Source organism: Pseudomonas sp. UBA6753, assembly GCF_002453565.1.
GTDB lineage: Bacteria > Pseudomonadota > Gammaproteobacteria > Pseudomonadales > Pseudomonadaceae > Aquipseudomonas > Aquipseudomonas putida_Z.
This window is the reverse complement of sequence record NZ_DKHD01000001.1, coordinates 31,518-53,122: the sequence shown is the minus strand read 5'-3', so window position 1 is coordinate 53,122 and position 21,605 is coordinate 31,518. Positions and strand designations below refer to the sequence as shown.

The window sequence follows — 21,605 nt, the reverse complement described above, 5'->3', positions numbered from 1 at the left end:
TTCCGCTGGCGGCCGCCAAAGCGCTCAGCCGGCCGCAGCGCGCTGTCGCTTGATCCGGTACATATCGCCATCAGCATGGCGCAGCAGCATGTCGGCATCGTTGCCGTCCTCGGGGAAACGGGCCACGCCAATGCTGCAGGATGGCGCGTCGATGCCGGCAAACTCGGCGCCGAGTGGCTCGGCCATGGCGGCCAGGATGCGTGCCACCTGTTCGGCGATGGCCTCTGGCGACACGTAGTCGGTCAGCAGCACGGTGAACTCGTCACCACCCATCCGCGCCACTGTATCGGTCGCACCTACGCAGCCTTCCAGGCGCCGCGCCAGAGTGCACAGCACCCGGTCACCCACGCTGTGGCCGTGGTTGTCGTTGATGTCCTTGAAGTCATTGATATCGATGAACAGCAACGCCAGCGGGTGGCTGTGGTGTCGGGCCGCGGCAAGGGCTGCGTCCAGCCGGTCATTGAACATGGCCCGGTTGGCCAGGCGGGTGAGTGGGTCATGGTGGGCCAGGAAGCGCAGTTCCTCCTCGGCCTGGCGTTGGGCGGTGACATCCCGCGCCACACCGATGCGGGCATCGGCCTCATCGGACCAGCAGGCGGCCCACAGGATATGCACGATACCGCCATCCTTGCGGATGTAGCGGTTGCGGAAGTCGTAGTGGGATTGGCCGTTCATCACCCGGACGATCGATGCGCGGGTGATCGCCAGGTCGTCAGGGTGCATGTAGTCGGTGATCGGGGTGCCGATCAGTTCGCAGGCCCGGTAGCCCAGCAGCGCCTCGCAGGCATCGCTGACGAAAACGATCTGGTTGTCCCGGTCCACCACGAACACCGTGTCCAGCATCAGGTGGATCAGCCTGGGGTATAACGCTTGGAGGTCTACGGGCATGGGGCAGGGCGTCCGCGGCGGGGTGACCGATCATAGCCTGAAATGGAACAGAATGCGGTAGGCACCGCATACCCTGTGGGAGCGGGCATGCCCCCGAAAAAGGCGACTCGGGGGGTGGCACCCGCTATGCCGGGGTTCGCGGGGATGCCCGCTCCCNNCGGTGCCATCCACCGCGTCGCCTGCTTCGCGGGCATGCCCGCTCCCACAGGGCTGCCCGATAGTCAGTTGCTCACCACCAGTTCCGGCCCGAGGTAATCGTTGATCTGCTGAATATCGTCATCCCCCAGGCTGCCCACCGACGATGCCAGGCGCAGCCGCGACATCAGGTAGTTCAGCTTCGCCTCGAACAGGTCATGCCGGGCGTCAAACAGCAACTCCTCGGCATTGAGCACATCCGAGTTGGTGCTGGTGCCGCCTTCCCTGAAACCCTTGCGGGCCGAAAGCAGCGAGCGTTCGTTGGACGCCACGGCCTTTTCCAGCGCCTGAATGCGCAAGGCGCCACTCTGCACGCCGCGGTACTCGCGGGTGGTGCCGGAAATCACTTCCTCGCGCGTGGCGTCCAGTTCATCCAGGGCCTTGGAACTGTTGGCGCTGGCCTGGCGGGTGAGGGCGCTGGTGCTGCCGCCGCTGTACAGCGGAATGTTCAGCTCCAGCCCGATCGAGCTGTAGTGGTTGCGCTGGTTCAGTTCGGAAATCGACTGGCTGCTGCCGGCGGTATAGCCCGCCACGAAATCCAGGGTCGGCCAGTGCCCGGCGCGGGCGCGTTTCACTTCTTCTTCGGCCAGCTCGTAGTTGTGTCGGCGCGCATGGATCAACGGGCTGTCGGCCTGGGCCTTGACCAGCCAGTCCTGCAGTTTGCCTGGCATCAGCGGCGGGGTGCTGAAGCCCGACTGCAAGGTGGTCAGCGACTCCGGCGTTTCACCGATATATTCCTCCAGCTTGCGGCGGGCGTTGACCAGGTTGTCCTGGGCCTCGATCAGGTCGGCCTCGGCCAGGTCGCGACGGGCTACCGACTCGTCGATGTCGGTGATGGTGCCGGCACCCAGCTCCATGCGGCGCTTCGCCGACGCCAATTGCTCTTCGAAGGCATTCAGCTTGGCCTTGGCCAGGGTGATGGTTTCGCTGGCCAGCAGCACGTCGAAGTAAGCCTCGGCCAGGCGCACCGCGGCGTCCTGGCTCTTGGCATCGAACACCGCCACGCTGTAGTCCGCACGCTGCTGGCCCTGACGGTATTCGGCCATCTTCTGCTTGTTGAACAGCGGTTGGCGCAACCGCACATTGGCGCCCTTGGAGTCATAGTCCAGGTCGCTGTCCCGGCCATTCTGACGCTGGCTGCCATTGACCTTGTTGAAGTAGCCCGCAGCGTTGATCTGCGGCAGCAGGCCGGCCTGGCCGATGGCGCGGTTCTCGCTGCCGGCTTCTTTCTCGTGCACCGCGGCGCGGTAGATTGGGCCCTGGTACTGCAGCAGGTCCCAGGCTTGCTTCAGGTCCATGGCACTGGCCTGTACGGACAACCCCAACAGGCACAACATCAGGCACGGGCGATTCATGTCATTGCTCCTTGAACGAGGCGTCCACGCGTTCGAGCATCGGCTTGAGCAGGTAGCTGAGCAGGTTGCGCTCGCCGGTCTTGATGGTGACGGTGGCCGGCATGCCGGGGCGAATGTGGTTGCTGCCCAGCAGGCCCATGCCGTCCTGCGTCACTTCCACCTGGGCCAGGTAGTACGGCTGCTTGCTTTCTTCGTCCATCAGGCGGTCGGCAGAAATGGTCATGACCCGCCCGGGGATGTTCGGTGTCTTCGCATGGTTGAAGGCCGGGAAGGCGAGGTCCACGTCCAGGCCCGGCACCATCTTGTCGATGGCCTGCACCGGGATCATCGCGTCCACCTGCAACGGCTGGTCGAGCGGCACCACCTCCATGATCTTGGCCCCAGGCTGGATGATGCCGCCGACCGTGGCGATGCTCAGGGCCTGGACCATGCCGTCGATCGGTGAGCGGATCACCGTGTGGGTCACTTCGTAGTCCAGCGCGCGCAGGCGATCGGCCAAGGTGGTGTTCTCCTTGGCGGTATCGGTCAGTTGCGATTCCACTTCCTTGAGGTAGTCGTGCTGGCGTTGCAAGATGCGCAGCTTGATCTCGGTGGCCTGGCTGCGCGCCCGGGCAATGTTGTTGAGGTTTTCGGCCTGGCCGGCGGACAGGTCGGCATTGTTGCGCTCCAGCTCCAGCAGGCGATTGCGTGGCACATAGCCTTCGGCGGCCAGCACGCGTGTGCCTTGCAGTTCCTGGTTGAGGAAGCCGATCTGCGAGGCGCGGGCGCCGTACACCTGCTGCAGGCCCTTGAGCTGCACCGCCGTGGCGGCCAGGTTTTCCTCGAGGATGCTCAGTTCACCGGCAAGGCCCGCGCGACGGGTGTCCAGCAGGCGCTGTTGCAGGTCCATGGCGGCCAGCAGGCGCGGGTCGCTACCGTAGTGCTTGAGCAGGGCAGGGTCGAAGGTGACTGTGTCGCGGCCATCGCGCTCGGCTTCCAGGCGGTTTTCCACGGTCTTGCTGACGATGTACTGGGCACTGACCGCGCCCTGTTCGGCCACCGCGCGCAGGGCGTCCAGGCGTACCACCTCCTGGCCTTTCTTCACCATGTCGCCTTCACGCACCAGGATCGCCTCGACCGTGCCGCCGGTCAGGTGCTGCACCGCCTTGCGGTTGCTGGTGACCTTGACCGTGCCGGTGGCGACTACCCCGGCATCCAGTGGCGCCAGGCACGACCACAGCAGGAAACCGCCAAAGCCGGCGATGACCATCCATACGCCCCAGCGTGCCGGCCGGCCCATGTCCAGGTCGATACCGTTGCGGGCCTCGGCGGGAATCAATTCGGTGTGTTGGGTCATCTGCATGATCGATCACTCCCGTACTTTTACCGAGGCCAGCGGCGCTGCGGTCGCCGCCGGGATCACGCTGGCCTTGCGCAGCGCCGCGAACACTTCGTCGCGGCTGCCGAGCATGTGCACGGCACCGTCACGCAGCATCAGCACCTTGTCGACCGCGCACAGCATATTGGGCCGGTGGGAAATCAGGATTACCGTGGCCCCGCGCGCCTTGAGTTCGGCCAGCGCATCGACCAGGGCCTTTTCGCCAACGTCATCGAGGTTGGCGTTGGGCTCGTCCAGCACCACCAGGTTCGGCTCGCCATACAGCGCACGGGCCAGGGCGATGCGTTGCTTCTGGCCACCGGACAACGGGCTGCCGTCGGCTGCCAGGCGGGTGTCGTAGCCCTGCGGGAAGCGCAGGATCATGTCGTGCACGCCGCTGCTGCGGGCAGCGCGGATCACCGCTTCGCTGTCCACTTCGGCGAAACGTGCGATGTTCTCGGCGATGGTGCCCTCGAACAACTCCACGTCCTGCGGCAGGTAGCCGAGCCACGGGCCAAGTTCGGCCTTGTTCCAGGTGAAGATGTCGGCACCGTCCAGGCGCACCTTGCCGGCCTGGGTCGGCCACACGCCTACCAGCAGGCGGGCGAGGGTGGATTTGCCCGAGGCCGAAGGGCCGATGATGCCCAGGCTTTCACCCGGGACCAGGCTGAAGCTGACCCCGCGCACGATGTTGTTGTTGGTGCCGGGGGCGCCGGCGATCACGTTTTCCACGGCCAGCATGCCCATTGGTCGTTGCAGCGACATGCTCGGTGGCCGCTGCGGGTAGTCGTGCAGCAGGTCGTTGAGCCGGCCCCAGGCGGAACGACAGCCCAGCAGTTGCTTCCATGCGGCGATCACCTGCTCCACCGGGGCCAGGGCGCGGCCGGTGAGGATCGAGCAGGCGATCATCATGCCGGGGGTGATCTTGCCTTCGATCGCCAGCAGTGCGCCGGCACCGAGGATCACCGACTGCAAGGTGATGCGCACGAAACGCCCGGTGCTGCTGATCATTGCGGCGCGGTCGGAGGCCAGGGTCTGCATCTGCAGGATGCGCAAGTGGCCCTGGTACCAGCGCTTGCCGATCGCCGGCAGCATGCCCATGGCTTCGATCACTTCGGCGTTGCGCAGGTTGTTGTTGGCATAGCTGGCCGACGACATGGCCGCCTGGTTGGCCTCGGCCAAGGGTTTTTGCGTGGCCTTCTCGGTGAGGTAGGCCAGGCCTACCAGGATCAGCGAGCCGATCAGCGTCACCAGCCCCAGCAGTGGGTGGACCAGGTAGCAGACAAGCAGGTAGATCGGCGTCCAGGGGGCATCGAAGAAGGCGAACAGGCCGTTGCCGGTCAGAAACTGGCGCACCTGCGCAAGGTCCTGCAGGGCCTGGGCCGGGTTGCCGCCGGTGCGGCTCAGGTTGCGTTCGAAGGCAGCGCTGAAGATGCGTCGGTTGAGGTCCATGTCGAGGAAGTTGCCGACCCGGATCAGTACGCGGGTGCGGACCATCTCCAGGGCCGACATCAGCATGAACAGGCCGATTACCAGCAGGGTGAGCATGATCAGGGTGGTGACGTTGCGGCTGACCAGGGCGCGGTCGTACACCTGCAACATATAAATTGCTGGCGTCAACATCATGACGTTTATCACGCCGCTGAAGGCGGCCAGGGCAAAAAAGCTGCGGCGCAGGCGGAACAGCACGTCGGCCAGCTCGGAACGGGTACGTGGCGGCTTGTGCATCGGGGGCCTCCCTTTATCACAAACGGGAAGCCCTTGCGGCGCCCCGTACAGCGGTAGTTGTGGCTTCTGGTCGGCTCGCAGGCGGGTCGCTCTAAGGGCGAATGGTCCAAAACGCTGCGTTGCTCCCACATGCAGCAGCGTAGGTTGCAGTGAAACACTCGGTAATATCTTTTTGCTCTATAAAATCTTTGAACTTTTCATAAGTGCCATGAAAAACAGGGAGTTGTGTCGCGTTATCAATGTCGGACGAATTTTTTGACGGGATATTGACAAGTTTTTCTTCTGCGACTTTAGTCTGATGTATTCGGACCCTGTGCGAGCTGGGGTCGATGTGTGTGCGGTGCCTACCTGTATCGCACCGTTTACAAGGTTCCCGCCGTTCCTGTGGGAGCCGGCTTGCCGGCGATGAGGCCAGTGGCGATAACACAGCACCGTAGTGCCCAACTGCCCCAGAACCCAGAATCAGAAACTGCGCACGTCACACTGACTGGGCGCGGGAAGGACCCTGTTGCCCTGAGTCATCTCCCGACAGATCGAGGGCAATTGAAATGGCAGATTTCAGCAAGTCGGACCTGGAGTTCATCCTCCAGCAGATCTTCATCGCCGAAGCCCATGCCGATGGCACCAGCCTGATCGACCTGCTGCCCAACAGCCAGGTGCCGTTCGGCCTGCGTACCGTGGACGGCAGCTACAACAACCTGGTGACCGGGCAGAGTGAGTTCGGCGCCGCCGACAACTCGTTCCTGCGCCTGCTCAGTCCGTCCTTCACTGGCGCCTATGCCGGCACCGGTACGGTTACCGACTCGCAACCACGTACCATCAGCAACCTGATCGTCGACCAGACGGCGAACAACCCGGCCGCAGTCGAAGCCAATGGCGGCGCCGCCCCGGTGATCAGCCCCGGCATCGATGGGGTATTCGGCACCGCTGATGACACGGAAGTGTTCTTCATCCCCAACGTGTCGCCCGACGTCGGCCTGACCGCCGGCTTCAACGCCTGGATGACCTTCTTCGGCCAGTTCTTCGACCACGGCCTGGACCTGGTCACCAAAAGCAGCACCGACGTCGTGTTCATCCCGCTGCAGCCGGACGACCCGCTGTTCGTCGAAGGCAGCCCGACCAACTTCATGGTGCTGCCACGGGCTGTGCGTACCGCAGGCGCCGATGGTGTTGTGGGTACCGCCGACGATGGCCAGACCAACACTACCTCGCCGTTCGTCGACCAGAGCCAGACCTACAGTTCGCACCCCTCGCACCAGGTGTTCCTGCGTGAATACACGCTCAATGCTGCAGGCGACCCGGTAACCACCGGGCGGCTCATCACCAACCGTGACCTGGGCGCCGATGGCCGCTTCGGCACCGCCGACGATGGCGACGGCGAAAGCGGTGGCATGGCCACCTGGGCAGTGGTCAAGGCCCAGGCCCGCGACCTGCTCGGCATCAACCTGACCGATGCCGATGTGCACAGCGTGCCGCTGCTGGCCACCGACCCCTACGGCAACTTCCTGCGCGGGCCCAACGGCATGCCGCAGGTGGTGATGCGCGTCAACAATGGCGCCGACGGCATCGCCGGTACCGCCGACGACGTCACCACGCTGGTCGAAGGCAACCGCGACGCGCCGATCAGCCTGGCCAATGCCGTGAGCACCGGGCATGGCTTCCTTGACGACATCGCCCACAACGCCGCGCCGGTGATCGTGAACGGTGTGCTGCAGGCCGACGCCGATACTGCCGTGGGCAACGCACAGCCGGTGGGGCCGGGTGGCAACAACCTGACCTACGACAACGAACTGCTCGACGCCCACTACATCGCCGGCGACGGCCGGGTAAACGAGAACATCGGCCTGACTGCCGTGCACCATGTGTTCCACTCCGAGCACAACCGCCTGGTGCAGCAGACCAAGGACACCCTGTTGGCTTCCGGCGATGTGGCGTTCCTCAACCAGTGGCTGATCGATGATGTCGCTGCCATCCCCACCACGCCCGCCGAAATTGCCGCGCTGGTATGGGACGGCGAGCGGCTGTTCCAGGCTGCCAAGTTCGGCACCGAGATGCAGTACCAGCACCTGGTGTTCGAAGAGTTCGCCCGCACCATCCAGCCGCAGATCGACGAGTTCCTGGCACCCAATGGCTACGACACCTCGATCGACCCGGCCATCCTCGCCGAGTTCGCCCATGTGGTGTACCGCTTCGGTCACTCGATGCTGACAGAGACCGTCGACCGCTTCGACCCGGCGTTCGCCCCGGTGGACGGCGACCCGCAGCTCGGCCTGATCGCTGCCTTCCTCAACCCGCTGGCCTTCGCTGGCAGTGGCGCTACCGCCGACGAAGCGGCCGGCGCGATCATCCGTGGCGTCACCCGTCAGCTGGGCAACGAAATCGACGAGTTCGTCACCGAGGCGCTGCGCAACAACCTGCTTGGCCTGCCGCTGGACCTGCCCGCGCTGAACATTGCCCGTGGCCGTGACACCGGCATCCCCACCCTCAACGAGGCGCGGCGCGATTTCTATGCCATGACCGGCGACAGCCAGCTCAAGCCTTACATCAGCTGGGCCGACTTTGCCGACCACCTCAAGCACCCGGCGTCGCTGATCAACTTCATCGCCGCCTACGGTACCCACGCCACCATCACCGGGGCGGACACCGAAGCGGCCAAGCGCGCCGCCGCCGTGGCGCTGGTGCTTGGCGGTGACGGCGCGCCAGCGGACCGCCTGGACTTCCTCAACGGCACCGGCGCCTACGCCAACGTGACACTGGTCGGCGCGGACGGCATCGCCGGCACCGCCGATGACATCAGCGGGGTGACCGTGACCGGTGTCGATGACATCGACTTCTGGGTCGGCGGCCTGGCCGAGCAGAAAATGCCATTCGGCGGCATGCTCGGCTCCAGTTTCAACTTCGTCTTCGAAACCCAGCTGGAAGCCCTGCAGAACGGCGACCGGTTCTACTACCTTTCGCGCACCGCGGGCATGAACTTTGGCACCGAGCTGGAGAACAACTCCTTCGCCAAGCTGATCATGCTCAACTCCGATGTCACCCACCTGTCCAACACCGTGTTCCTCACGCCGACCTTCACCCTCGAGGTGGACCAGACCAAGCAGTTCACCGGCCTGGGTGCCGATGGCCGGGCCGACCCGACGGGCGGCATCATGATCAACGGCGTCGAAGTGGTGCCGCTGGTGATTCGCGACAACCCCGATACCGTGGGCACCGACACCAACTTCCTGCATTACACCGGCGAAGACCACGTGGTGCTGGGCGGCACCTCCGGCAACGACATCATCATCTCCGGTGAGGGCGACGATACCGTCTACGGCGACGCCGGCAACGACACCCTGGAAGGCGGTGCGGGCAACGATGCCGTACTGGGCGGCGCCGGTGATGACATCATCACCGACTCCTTCGGCGACAACCGCCTGGAAGGCAACGACGGCAACGACGTGATCGTCGCCGGCAGCATGCTGGTGGGCGGTAACCTGATCCTGGGCGGCAACGGCCAGGACTTCATCATCACCACCGAAGACATCAGCACCACCTTCGGCGGCCAGGGCGACGACTTCATCCTCGGCGCCAAGACCAACCTGCCACCGACCGGCAACGAGGGCGACGACTGGATCGAGAAGGGCACCCAGGACGGTGCGCCCGGCGACAACTTTGCGCCGCTGCTGGGTGACGAAGTGGTCGGCAACGACATCTTCGTCGGTGGTGGTGGCTTCGACGAAATGATCGGCGAGGGCGGTGACGACATCTTTGTCGGCAGCGACGCCCAGGACAAGATGGACGGCATGTCCGGCTTCGACTGGATTACCAACAAGAATGACCAGGTTGGCGTCACCGTCGACCTGACCCTGGCCGCCCTGGCTCAACCCCATGGCAACGCACCGAACCAGAACACCGGTATTTTCAACCCGGTCGGCGCCTCGCCGGCTTCCATCCTCGACCGCTTTGCCGAGGTCGAGGGCGTGTCCGGCTCGAACTTCGCCGATGTACTCAAGGGCGATAATGTCGATGCCGTGACCATCCTCAACCACGGTGGTGCCACCGGCAGTGCGCTGACCAACGTGGCACTGATCCGTGGCCTGCAGCAGTTCCTGGCCGATGCCGGGTTGCCGACCACCGGCTTTGCCACCGGCAACATCATGCTCGGCGGCAACGGCAGCGACCTGATCGAAGGCCGTGGGGGCGATGACCTGATCGACGGCGACAAGTGGCTCAACGTGCGCATCGCCGTGTATGCCCCGGGAGACGTCAACCACACCGGCCCTGAAATCGCCAGCTTCGACAGCATGGTCGACATGATTCCGTTCATGCTCGACCGCACCTACAACCCTGGCCAGCTCAAGGCCGTGCGGGAAATACTGCCCGGCACCTCGACGGGAGGCGCGGCGTTCGACACGGCGGTGTTCTCAGGGGTGCAGAGCGAGTACACGGTGACTCAGAACACCAAAGGTACGCTCGACACATCAGATGATGTCTGGACGGTGACCGACAACGTGGCTGGACGCGATGGCGTCGATACCCTGTTGCACATCGAACGCCTGCAGTTCGCCGACAGCCAGCGGGTGCTGGTGGAAGGCGTGAATGCGCAGCCTGTCGGCAACCCGGCCATCACTGACGGCAACGGCGGTGCGATCACCGTGGGCGATCTGCTTACGGTAAACGTGGCCGGCGTGCGGGACGCCGATAACATCAGCGCCGGCAACCCGCTGGGCACGCTCGCCGACCGTTCGGTGTCGTACTACTGGCAGTTCGAGGCCACCCCGGGCAGTGGTGTGTTCGAGGACATCATCCTGCTGCCGGCCGGCGACCTGGCGTTCCAGAGTGCCGACGGCACCACGTTCAAGGTGTCGCCAGACCTGGCCGGGTTGTCCCTGCGGGTCAAGGCGATCTACCAGGACGCCCATGGCACCACCGAAGTGCTGTTCTCCCAGCCCACCACCGTGGTGCAACCGGGCGCGCCTGTGGTACCGACGCCAGCCACGCCGGTGGCGGATGCCACTGCTGGCGGCGCCGGGCTGCACATGGTGCGTTCCGACCTCAACTTCATCCTCGACCAGATCAAGATCGCCGAGGCCGATGCCAACGGGGCAGACATCCTCTCGCTGCTGCCCAACATCCGTTCGGCGCTGGGCCTGCGGGCGGTGGATGGCTCGAACAACAACCTGATGAACCTCAACGGTATCAACAACACGCAGTACGGTGCCGCCGACAACGTCTTCCCGCGCGTGACCGACCCGGTGTTCAACCCGGCCGAAGGTGCACCGGCCGGCTTCTTCGGCCCTGGCTCGCCGGCCATTCCGGGCTCGTCTTACGAACAGACCAGCGGCCCGGTGTTCGACTCGCAGCCGCGCACCATCAGCAACCTGCTGTCCGACCAGACCTCCAACAACCCGGCTGCCTATGCCACGGCATATGACCCCGGTGCGGACGGTGTGCTCAACTTCGGTGCCGTGGGCAACGACGACGTGCTCAAGGACGGCGTGCGCATCGTCGCCAGCCCAGGCCTGGACGGCCAGTTCGGCACCGCCGACGACCACGACGTGTACCTGTTCGAGAACACCGCCGCCGATGCCGGCCTGTCCGCGCCGTTCAACGCCTGGATGACCTTCTTCGGCCAGTTCTTCGACCATGGCCTGGACCTGGTCACCAAGGGGGGCTCGGGCACCATCTACATCCCGCTGCAACCGGATGACCCGCTGTACGTGGAGGGCGGTTTCACCAACTTCATGGTGGTGACCCGTGCGACCAACCTGCCTGGGCCGGATGGCATCCTCGGCAACGCCGATGACATCCACGAGCACACCAATACCACCACTCCGTTCGTGGATCAGAACCAGACCTACAGCTCGCATCCTTCCCACCAGGTGTTCCTGCGCGGCTATCTGCTGACCGACGACGGACCTATCGCCACCGGCCGATTGATCACCAACCGGGACCTGGGCGCCGACGGCCGCTACGGTACCGCCGACGACACCGAAATTGGTGGCATGGCGACCTGGAAGGTGGTCAAGGCCCAAGCCCGTGACGTACTGGGTATCAACCTGACCGACGCAGACGTCGACAACGTGCCGCTACTGGCGACCGATGCCTACGGCAACTTCATCAAGGGGCCCAACGGCTTCCCGATGGTAATCATGAAAGGTGCCGACGGCATTGCCGGCACGGCCGACGACCAGCAGGTCGAAGGCAACCCGCTGGCGCCGATCGACCTGACCAATGCCGTGCGCACCGGTCACCAGTTCCTTGCCGACATCGCCCACAATGCCGTGCCGGTGTTCAGCAACGGCGTACTGGCGCCTGATGCCGATACCGATGTGGGCAACGCTGTGCCGGTGAACCCGCAGACCGGCGCCAACCTGGCCTACGACAACGAACTGCTCGATGCGCACTACATCGCTGGCGACGGCAGGGTCAACGAGAACATCGGCCTGACCGCCGTGCATGCGATCTTCCACTCCGAGCACAACCGGCTGGTGGCGCAGACCATGGACACCGTGCTCGATTCGGGTGACCTGGCCTTCATCAACGAGTGGCTGCTCAACCCGATAACCGTGCTGCCGGCCGACCAGGCCGCAATCGATGCACTGGTGTGGAATGGCGAGCGGCTGTTCCAGGCCGCCAAGTTCGGTACCGAGATGCAGTACCAGCACCTGGTGTTCGAGGAGTTCGCCCGTACCGTGCAGCCGCGGGTCGACCTGTTCTTCGCCCCGACCCAGGTGTATGACGTCGACCTCGATGCGTCGATCGTGGCCGAGTTCGCTCACACCGTGTACCGCTTCGGCCACTCGATGCTGACCGAGACCGTCGACCGCTTCGACGTCGACTTCACCGTCATCAGCGACCCGGCCAGCGCCAACCCCGACCAGCAACTGGGCCTGATCGCGGCGTTCCTCAACCCGCTGGCGTATGCCGCCAGTGGCGTCACCCCCGAGGATGCCACCAGTGCCATCGTGCGCGGGGTCACCCGCCAGGCCGGTAACGAGATCGACGAGTTCGTCACCGAGGCGCTGCGCAACAACCTGCTCGGCCTGCCGCTGGACCTGCCGGCGATCAACATCGCCCGTGGCCGCGACGTCGGTATCCCTTCGCTGAACGCTGTGCGCCGCGACATCTACGCGCAAACCGGCGATACCCAGCTCAAGCCTTACACCAGCTGGGTCGACCTGGTGCAGCACCTGAAGCATCCGGAGTCGCTGATCAACTTCATCGCTGCCTACGGCACCCACAGCACCATCACCGAGGCCACCACGCTGCTGGAAAAACGCGCGGCGGCCATGGCCTTGGTGTTCGGCGGCGATGGCGCACCAGCCGATCGCCTGGACTTCCTCAACAGCACCGGTGCGTATGCCAATGTCACGCTCCCTGGCAAGGATGGCGTGCTCGGCACCGTCGATGACCTGCGGGCGGTGACCGTGACCGGGGTCGATGCCATCGACCTGTGGATCGGCGGCCTGGCGGAGGCGAAAACCCCGTTCGGCGGTATGCTCGGCAGCACCTTCAACTTCGTGTTCGAGAACCAGATGGAGAAACTGCAGGACGGCGACCGCTTCTACTACCTGGAGCGCACCGCCGGCCTGTCGATGAACGCCGAACTGGAAAGCAACTCGTTCGCCAAGCTGATCATGGCCAACACCTCGGCCACCCACCTGCCGGGCCTGGTGTTCTCCGACGTTGGCTTCTACCTGGAAGTGGACCAGAGCAAGCAGTTCAACGAAGGGCTGGGCAATGCCGACCCACTGGGCGAAAACGGCGAGCAGGTGGTGTTCCGCGACAGCCCGCTGACAGCAGGCCCGGACACCAACTACATCCGCTATGCCGGTGACCAGCACATCGTGCTGGGTGGCACCAACGGTGATGACATCCTGGTGTCCAGCGAGGGTGACGATACGGTCTGGGGCGATGGCGGCAACGACCGCATCGAGGGTGGCGACGGCAACGACCAGCTGCGTGGTGGTGCCGGCGACGACATCATCAGCGACATGGGTGGTGACGACAACATCCAGGGCGGCGACGGCAACGATGTGCTGCACGGCGGTAATGGCGTCAACCTGATCATCGGCGGTTTCGGCAACGACTTCATCGTCACCGGTGAGGACGCCTCCGAAGCCATTGGCGGCCAGGGCAACGACTTTATCCTGGGCAGCAAGGCCAACGAGCAGGACATGGGCAACGAAGGTGACGACTGGATCGAGAAGGGCACCTCGGACGGTGCGCCTGGTGACAACTTCGACCCGCTCGGCAACGACCCGATCATCGGCAACGACGTGTTCATCGGTGGCAACGAGAACGACAAGTTCAACGGTGAAGGCGGCGACGACATCATGGTCGGCAGCCTGGGCTTCGGTGACCGCTACATCGGTGGTTCCGGCTACGACTGGGCGACCTTCAAGGGCCTGGCCCAGGGCGTGACCGCCGACTTCAGCGACCGCTTCTTCGATGTGCCGCCGGTACCGGGCTCGGGCGCGTCTGCGCTGGTGCGCTTCGACATCATGGAAGGCCTGTCGGGTTCGGCCCATGGCGACTTCCTGCGCGGTGACAGCGAAACTTCTGCCACCTTGCCTACCAACGGCGCCAACGGCAGCGTGCTGACCAACATCAGCCTGATCAACGGCCTGTCCGGCCTGCTGGCTGCCGGGGCAACGTTCTACGACGGCGGCAACATCATCCTCGGCGGCAGTGGTAGCGACCTGATCGAAGGCCGTGGTGGCGACGACATCCTCGACGGTGACAAGTGGCTGAACGTGCGCATCAGCGTGCGCGCCAACAGCGACGGCACCGGCCCGGAAATCGCCAGCTTCGACAGCATGGAGCCGATGGTGCCGCTGATGCTCAAAGGCACCTACAACCCGGGCCAGCTGGTGATCGTCCGTGAAATCCTGAGCGGCACCGACAGCTATGACACGGCGGTGTTCTCCGGGGTGGCCACCGACTATAGCGTGGTGGTCGATGGCAACTCGGTGATCGTCACCGACTCGGTGGCCGGGCGTGATGGTGTCGACCGCCTGACCGGTATCGAACGCCTGCAGTTCTCGGATGGCTCGCAAGCCTCCGGTGTGGGTACCGCCGTCAACGCCGGCCCCACCGGCAGCCTGGTGATTCTTGACGCTGCCACCGGCGTGCGTGACGACACACCGGTCAGTGGCCAGCTGCTGCGGGTCACCCCGCTGGCGGTACATGACGCGGACAACGTCAGCGCGACCAACCTGACCGGTGCGATCACCGGCCCGGTGGCGTACTACTGGCAAGTAGAGACCCTGCCAGGCTCGGGTGTCTATGAAGACATCACCTTCGTTGCTGCCGGCGAGGTTTCGCGAGCCGTCGGTAGCACCTACCGGGTCACGGACGATGTGGCGGGGCTGAACATCCGCGTACGCGCGGTGTACCAGGACACCAAGGGTACGCTGGAAATCGTCGATTCGGCGCCGAACAGCGCGCCGACCGCCGGGCCTACCGTGACCGGGCTGCTGGTGCAGAACCAGACGCTAACCGCCAACCCGGCAACCATCGTCGATGCCGACGGCCTGAGCAACCCGCGGTTCACCTTCCAGTGGCAGTCCAACCGGGGTACGGGCTGGGTCGACATTGCTGGCGCCATCAACAGCACCTTCCTCCTCACCCAGAACCAGGTGGGGCAGAACATGCGGGTGGTGGTCAGCTACGTGGATGACTTTGGTGTGCAGGAAAGCATCGCCTCCGACATCCTCGACCCGGTGGCCAACGTCAACGATGCGCCCACCGGTGCCGTGCTGATCAGCGACACCACGCCAGACCAGGGCCAGACGCTGACCGCGCTCACCGGCAGTATCGCCGACCTGGATGGGCTGGGCGCGTTCAGCTTCCAGTGGCAGCAGAACATTGGCGGCACCTTCAGCAACATCGCGGGTGCCACTGCTGCAACCTTCACCCCAGGCTTCGAGCAGGGTAACCGGCAGTTGCGGGTGGTCGTGAGCTACACCGACGCCTTTGGTACCCGGGAGTCGCTGACTTCGGCCGCAACTGCCGCGGTGGTGCCACCGCCGAGCGTGGTGCTGGTCGGTACTGCCGGGGCCAATACCCTGACCGGTGGTGCGGGCAACGACACGCTCTCGGGGCTGGGCGGCAACGATGTGCTCAACGGCCTCGGCGGCGCCGACCAACTGTTCGGCGGGGATGGTAACGACATCCTCAATGGCGGTAACGACCCCGACAACCTCGACGGCGGTGCCGGCAACGACATCCTCAACGGCGGGCTTGGTGCAGATGCCATGGTTGGCGGTGCAGGCGACGATACCTTTGTGGTCGACAACCTCGGCGACACCGTGAGCGAGGCGCTGAACGGTGGTGTCGACCTGGTGCAGACCACCCTTGCCAGCTACACCCTGGGTGCCAACGTCGAAAACCTGACCTTTACCGGGGCAGGCAACTTCACCGGCACCGGTAACACGCTGGCCAACACCATCACCGGTGGTGCCGGTAACGACCTGCTCAATGGCGGTGCCGGTATCGACCGCCTGGTCGGTGGCCTTGGCAACGACACCTATGTGGTGGATAACGCCGGCGATGTGGTGGTCGAGGCTACGGCGGGCGGTACGGATACCGTGCGTGCCACGGCGGCCAGCTACACCCTGGGTGCCAACGTCGAGAACCTGACCTATATCGGGGCGGGCAACTTCACCGGTACCGGTAATGGCCTGGCCAACATCATCACCGGCGCGGCAGGCAACGACACCCTGAACGGCGATGCTGGCAACGACCAGTTACTCGGCGGCCTGGGCACCGACACCCTGAACGGTGGCGCTGGCAACGACACCCTCGACGGCGGCGCCGGTAATGACTCGCTGTTCGGGGACACCGGCAACGACAACCTGCTGGGTGGTGCCGGCGCTGACAGCCTTGATGGCGGCAACGGCGTCGATGTGCTGCAGGGTGGCGACGGCAACGACACGCTGTTTGGTGATGTTGGCAACGACACCTTGCAGGGTGGTGCCGGCAATGACTTCCTCAACGGTGGGGCGGGTAACGATACCGTCGTGGGCGGTGCCGGCAACGACACTATGATGGCCACTGATGGCAATGATGTCTTCCAGTTCGCTGCCGGCTTCGGCAATGACCTGATCATCAACTTCGACGCTGTTCCGCAGGGTGGCCAGGACCGGCTGGATATCGCTGCCCTCAACATCACCGCGGCCACCTTTGCCGCCAACGTCACCATCGCCGATGTCGGCAATGACACGCTGGTCAGCATCGGTACCGACTCCATCCGCCTGGTGGGGGTGGCGGATGCAACCACAGTGACCGCAGCGGACTTCAACCTGGCAGGTTGAGGGCCAGAGAAGACGTGACAAGGGCCGCATTGCGGCCCATTCGCGGGCAAGGCCGCTCCCACAGGGATATCACTGCCCTCAGGCTTGGTGATACCCCTGTAGGAACGGCCTTGTGTCGCGATGGGCCGCAAAGCGGCCCCATGTCGCACGCAGTTACTTGATGAACCGCACCTGGCTGTTGATCTTCTCGATCACCGCCCCCTTGCGTTCGTTGAACCGGGCCTTGTTCTGCTCGAACAGGTTGTTGCCCTTGGTGTCGATGGAGATGATCAACGGGCCGAACTCGCGCACACGGTTCACCCACAGCGTCTCCGGCATGCCCAGGTCCTGCCATTCCGCACGCTCGATCTCTTCCACCTGGGTCGCCGCCAGCACCGCGCAACCGCCCGGGAACACTGCATGCACTGCCTCGTTCTCCAGGCAACCGGTCGTGGTCTCCGGGCCCATTCCGCCTTTACCGACGATCAGCTTGACGCCGGTCTGCTCGATGAACTGCTTCTCGAACTTTTCCATGCGCATGCTGGTGGTCGGGCCGATGGAGACCATCTCGAAGCTGCCATCGTCCTTCTTCCTGACGATGGGGCCTGCGTGGAAAATCGCGCCGCCGCGCAAGTCGACCGGCAGCTCGCGGCCCAGTTCGATGAGCCGGCGGTGGGCAACGTCACGGCAGGTCACCAGTTGGCCGGTGAGGTAGACCACATCGCCCACGTTGAGGTTGGCCAGGTCTTCGTCGCTGATAGGTGTGCTCAGGATCTTTTTCACAGTACTACCCCTTCGTGCGAGAGGATGTCGTAGGACAGGTCGGCGTTGATGCGGATCTTGCCGCGGCGGTGCGCCCAGCAGCCGGTGGACACCGCCACACCGATGGTGGACGGGTGGCGGGCCGAAGACTCGATGTTCACGCCCATCACGCTGCTGTTGCCGGTCAGGCCCTGCGGGCCGATGCCGATTTCGTTGAGGCCTTCCTCCAGCAGCTTTTCCATCATCGCCGCGCTTTCGTTGGGGTGGCTGGAGTCCACTTCGCGCAGGATGGCCTTCTTCGACAGGCGTGCTGCCGTCTCCACCGAGGTCGATACCCCTACACCCACCAGCAGTGGCGGGCAGGCGTTGACACCGCGCGAGGTGATGACATCGAAGACGAACTCGGTCACCCCTTCATAACCTTGCCCCGGCATCAGTACCTTGGCCGAGCCCGGCAGCGTGCAGCCGCCGCCGGCCATGTACACGTCGACGATGGCGTAGTCGGCATCGGGGATGATTTCCCAGTCCAGCCACGGGATCTTCGAGCCGGTGTTGGTGCCGGTGTTCTTCTCGATGAAGGTTTCCACCGCATTGTGGCGCAGCGGGCCCTGGATGGTGGCTTCCCTGGTGGCGTTCTCGAGGATGCCTTCCATCTCGCCCAGCAGCGGGAAGCGCGCGCCCGCCGAGACGAAGTACTGGATGACGCCGGTGTCCTGGCAGCTGGGCCGGTTGAGCTTGTCGGCGTATTCCTGGTTGTCGGCCATCGAGTCGTACACGGCGATGGCCAGCGGGTTGGTTTCGGCGGCGCGCAACTTGGCAGTCTTTTCCTTGACGTCGCGGGGCAGGCGCTTGCCGATATAGGCGGTGAACTTGGCCATCACGTCGGTAAGCGATGACACGGCTGTTTCTTTGTCCATGATTATTTCCTCACTGCATCACAAGGCAGTATCTTTTTGCTGGTTTTCGTAAGGTCAGGGTGCGGGTGTGCCGGCCTCCATGCGTGCAAGGGCAGGGTGCGGGGCAGCGGCCTCGGGTTCGGGGTCGGTCGGTAGCTGGCCGTCCAGGGCCTGGGCCATGCGCTGCTTGTCCAGCGCACCCACCCAGTTGGCGATGGCCACGGTGCCGACCGCGTTGCCGATGGTGTTGGTGATGGCCCGGGCTTCGGACATGAAGCGGTCCACGCCCAGCAGCAGGACCATGCCGGCCACCGGGATGTTGTCCATGGTCGCCAGGGTCGCGGCCAGGGTGATGAAGCCCGAGCCGGTTACGCCTGCAGAGCCTTTGGAGGTGAGCAGCAGCACACCCAGCACGATCAGTTGGTCCATCAGGGTCAACGGTGTGTTGGTGGCCTGGGCGATGAAGATGGCGGCCATGGTGTAGTAGATGCACTGGCCGTCCGGGTTGAAGGTAAGGCCCGAGGGGATCACCAGGCCGACCACGGGCTTGGACACGCCAACCTTTTCCAGCTTGTTCATCAGTTGCGGTACCACCGACTCGGATGAGCTGGTACCCAGTACCGTGAACAGTTCTTCCTTGAGGTACTTGAGGAACTTCCACAGGTTGAAGCCGCACAGCCGGGCAATGGCGCCCAGCACCACCACCACGAACAGGAAGCAGGTCAGGTACATGGTCGCCATCAGCTTGCCCAGCGAAACGATCGAGCCCAGCCCGTACTTGCCCACGGTGAAGGCCATGGCACCGCAGGCGGCCAGCGGTGCCACGCGCATGATCATGCCGACGATGAAGAACATGCCGTGGGAGAACGCTTCGAGCACATCCACCATCGGCTTGCCGCGCGGGCCCAGGTGGGAGAGGGCGATGCCGAACAGGGTGCTGAAAAGCAGAATCGGCAGGATCTCGTTCTTGGCGAAGGCATCGGTCACGCTGCCGGGTATCACATGCAGCAGGAAGTCGATGAAGCCGCCGCTGTTGCCGGCTGCCGCGGCGGTGTAAGTGGAGATGCTCTTGGCATCCAGGGTGGCGGGGTCGACGTTCATGCCCTGGCCGGGCTGCACGATGTTGACCACCACCAGCCCCAGTACCAGGGCAAAGGTGGACAGCACTTCAAAGTAGATCAGCGCACGCACGCCGACGCGGCCGAGTTCCTTCATGTTTTCCATCTTGGCGATGCCCAGCACCACCGTGGCGAAGATGATCGGGGCGAAGACCATCTTGATCAGTTTGATGAAGGCGTCACCGACGGGCTTCAGGTCAGCGCCAACCTGTGGCCAGAACACTCCGATCAGCACCCCGAGGGTTACGCCGATCAATACCTGTACGTAGAGCTTGCCGAACAATCGCTTGGCCATTGCCGTCTCCGAATTATTGTTGTGAGTCGGATTTATCTGGCGGCCGGGCTGCTCGTGAGGGGTGCAGGTCACACCTGGCCTTGGCGGCCGAAGAGCCCAGCTTTCTTGTGGTTAATCACGCAGGGCAAAAGGTAATGGTTTTTCAAAAATGCTGTAATACAATGAAATTCAACTCATTGTTTCCCTCAGGTTAATTATGAATCCGGTATCGGAGCTGGCGTTCTTCACCCAGCTGATCAGGGTGGGTAGCCTGGCGGGCACTGCTCGCGAACTGAACCTGACCCCGCCAGCGGTCTCCAAGCGCCTGGCCCAGCTGGAACAGCGCCTGGGCGTGCGCCTGCTCAACCGCACCACACGCAGCATCAGCCTTACCGCCGAGGGCGAGACTTACCTGGTGAATGCCAAGCGCATACTGGGCGAGATCGAGGAAATGGAGCGGCAGGTGTCCAGCAGCCGTGCCGAGCCCAAGGGCTTGCTGCGGGTCAATGCGCCGCTGGGCTTTGGCCGTACCCACGTGGGGCCGGCGGTGTCATCGTTTGCCAAGCGCTACCCCGAGGTGGAGGTGCAGCTGCACCTGACCGACCGCCCCATTGCCCTGCCGAACGATGCCATCGACGTGGCCATCCGCTTTGGCGAGCTGCCCGACTCGCGGCTGATCGCCCGCAAGATCGCGGCCAACCGCCGCCGATTGTGCGCATCGCCCGGTTACCTGGAAGCCCACGGTACCCCCGAATCGCCAAAGGACCTGGCCAGCCACAACTGCATCGTGTTGCGCCAGAACGACGCCGCGTTCGGTATCTGGCGGCTAAGCCGCGGCAAGCAGAGCGAGTCGGTGAAGGTGCATGGCAGCCTCAGCACCAACGATGGCGAGGTCGCCCTGAACTGGGCGCTGGACGGGCAGGGCATCCTGCTGCGGGCCGAGTGGAACCTGGCCGACCACCTGCGCAGCGGGCGCCTGGTGGAGGTGCTGGGCGATTACCACACGCCGCCTGCGGATATCTATGCGGTGTACCTGGAACGCCTGAACCTGTCGGCCAAGGTGTCGTGCTTCGTCGAGCACTTGAGGGCATTCTTCCGCCAGGGGGACAGCCTGGCAGGGTGGCATTGAGGCCTTTACCACAGGCGATCGCGTTATACTCCGCGCCTTTGCCCATGCCCGGAATCCGCCCATGCGCCAGGTTTTGCTCATTGTCGATGTCCAGTCCACCTTCAGCCCGCCCGAGTGGCTGGTCGATGGCCTGCGCCGGTTGTCCGCGAACATCCCCACCATCGCCTCGGTCGAGTTGCACGACGAACAGGTCACGCCGTTCGAGCGCCAGCTTGGTTGGCACCCGGCGGCGGAGGACGAGAGCCTGGTCGAAGCCGACCAGGTGTTCGTCAAGCATGGCTATGGGCAGAGCGCAGAGGCCATCGACTACATCAAGAAATTGGGTGTGGAGCGCGTGCTGGTATGTGGGCTGCAGACCGAAACCTGTGTGCTGGCCGCCGGTTTCGCCCTGTTCGATGCGGGGCTGATGCCCACCCTGGTCACCGACATGACGGTAGGCTCTTCGCTCGACAGGTCGGGCAAGCTGGGCATCGACCTGTGGAAGCATCACTTCCGCCAGGTCACCACCTCGGCCGAGGTGCTCGCCGAAGTGGCTGTACCAGGCTAGCGCTTGCAGGCCCATTCTCATAGAACTGCACATAACTCATTGAGTTGGCAGCGACCTTGTGGGAGCGGGCGTGC

At 64.2% G+C, this 21,605-nt stretch carries 10 protein-coding genes; 3 read left to right on the top strand and 7 right to left on the bottom strand.

Annotated elements, in window-relative coordinates; genetic code table 11:
- Nucleotides 1–24: 24 nt before the first annotated feature.
- The 4 genes from B2790_RS00180 to B2790_RS00165 all read right to left on the bottom strand — a co-directional run bounded on the left by B2790_RS00180 (nucleotide 25) and on the right by B2790_RS00165 (nucleotide 5,523).
- Nucleotides 25–888, bottom strand: coding sequence for a sensor domain-containing diguanylate cyclase (locus B2790_RS00180; protein WP_286918000.1), 864 nt, complete (start codon nucleotides 886–888; stop codon nucleotides 25–27).
- A 221-nt stretch (nucleotides 889–1,109) separates the two neighbouring features.
- The gene (locus tag B2790_RS00175; protein WP_286917999.1) at nucleotides 1,110–2,438 is read right to left on the bottom strand and encodes a TolC family outer membrane protein; all 1,329 of its coding nucleotides are present in this window, start codon (nucleotides 2,436–2,438) and stop codon (nucleotides 1,110–1,112) included.
- 1 nt (nucleotide 2,439) lies between these two features.
- Nucleotides 2,440–3,780, bottom strand: coding sequence for an HlyD family type I secretion periplasmic adaptor subunit (locus tag B2790_RS00170; protein WP_075044812.1), 1,341 nt, complete (start codon nucleotides 3,778–3,780; stop codon nucleotides 2,440–2,442).
- A 6-nt stretch (nucleotides 3,781–3,786) separates the two neighbouring features.
- Nucleotides 3,787–5,523, bottom strand: a complete 1,737-nt coding sequence (locus B2790_RS00165; protein ID WP_286917998.1) for a type I secretion system permease/ATPase — start codon at nucleotides 5,521–5,523, stop codon at nucleotides 3,787–3,789.
- A gap of 548 nt (nucleotides 5,524–6,071) precedes the next feature.
- Here B2790_RS00165 and B2790_RS00160 point away from each other — a divergent pair.
- On the top strand, nucleotides 6,072–16,826 hold the full coding sequence (locus tag B2790_RS00160) for a peroxidase family protein (protein ID WP_286917997.1): 10,755 nt from the start codon (nucleotides 6,072–6,074) through the stop codon (nucleotides 16,824–16,826).
- A gap of 153 nt (nucleotides 16,827–16,979) precedes the next feature.
- Here B2790_RS00160 and ttdB read toward each other — a convergent pair whose 3' ends face one another.
- From ttdB to B2790_RS00145, 3 genes are read right to left on the bottom strand one after another with little or no spacing between them, the layout of a single operon-like run.
- The gene (gene ttdB, locus B2790_RS00155; protein WP_286917996.1) at nucleotides 16,980–17,588 is read right to left on the bottom strand and encodes a L(+)-tartrate dehydratase subunit beta; all 609 of its coding nucleotides are present in this window, start codon (nucleotides 17,586–17,588) and stop codon (nucleotides 16,980–16,982) included.
- A complete protein-coding gene (gene ttdA, locus B2790_RS00150) occupies nucleotides 17,585–18,484 on the bottom strand; it encodes a L(+)-tartrate dehydratase subunit alpha (RefSeq protein ID WP_013972067.1) in 900 nt (299 codons plus the stop codon). The genes ttdB and ttdA overlap by 4 nt, the downstream gene beginning before the upstream one ends.
- Before the next feature lie 54 nt (nucleotides 18,485–18,538).
- On the bottom strand, nucleotides 18,539–19,876 hold the full coding sequence (locus B2790_RS00145; protein WP_286917995.1) for a dicarboxylate/amino acid:cation symporter: 1,338 nt from the start codon (nucleotides 19,874–19,876) through the stop codon (nucleotides 18,539–18,541).
- Nucleotides 19,877–20,072: 196 nt separating this feature from the next.
- Between B2790_RS00145 and B2790_RS00140 the strand changes: the two genes are divergently transcribed.
- Entirely contained in the window at nucleotides 20,073–20,984 is a 912-nt protein-coding gene (locus tag B2790_RS00140) for a LysR substrate-binding domain-containing protein (protein WP_085706159.1), read from the top strand.
- Nucleotides 20,985–21,045: 61 nt separating this feature from the next.
- A complete protein-coding gene (locus B2790_RS00135; RefSeq protein ID WP_286917994.1) occupies nucleotides 21,046–21,531 on the top strand; it encodes an isochorismatase family protein in 486 nt (161 codons plus the stop codon).
- Nucleotides 21,532–21,605 lie beyond the last annotated feature (74 nt).

Coding starts and splice junctions, on each gene's coding strand:
- B2790_RS00180 (WP_286918000.1), bottom strand. CDS start 888: ATGCCCGTAGACCTCCAAGCGTTATACCCCAGGCTGATCCACCTGATG.
- B2790_RS00175 (WP_286917999.1), bottom strand. CDS start 2,438: ATGAATCGCCCGTGCCTGATGTTGTGCCTGTTGGGGTTGTCCGTACAG.
- B2790_RS00170 (WP_075044812.1), bottom strand. CDS start 3,780: ATGCAGATGACCCAACACACCGAATTGATTCCCGCCGAGGCCCGCAAC.
- B2790_RS00165 (WP_286917998.1), bottom strand. CDS start 5,523: ATGCACAAGCCGCCACGTACCCGTTCCGAGCTGGCCGACGTGCTGTTC.
- B2790_RS00160 (WP_286917997.1), top strand. CDS start 6,072: ATGGCAGATTTCAGCAAGTCGGACCTGGAGTTCATCCTCCAGCAGATC.
- ttdA (WP_013972067.1), bottom strand. CDS start 18,484: ATGGACAAAGAAACAGCCGTGTCATCGCTTACCGACGTGATGGCCAAG.
- B2790_RS00145 (WP_286917995.1), bottom strand. CDS start 19,876: ATGGCCAAGCGATTGTTCGGCAAGCTCTACGTACAGGTATTGATCGGC.
- B2790_RS00140 (WP_085706159.1), top strand. CDS start 20,073: ATGAATCCGGTATCGGAGCTGGCGTTCTTCACCCAGCTGATCAGGGTG.
- B2790_RS00135 (WP_286917994.1), top strand. CDS start 21,046: ATGCGCCAGGTTTTGCTCATTGTCGATGTCCAGTCCACCTTCAGCCCG.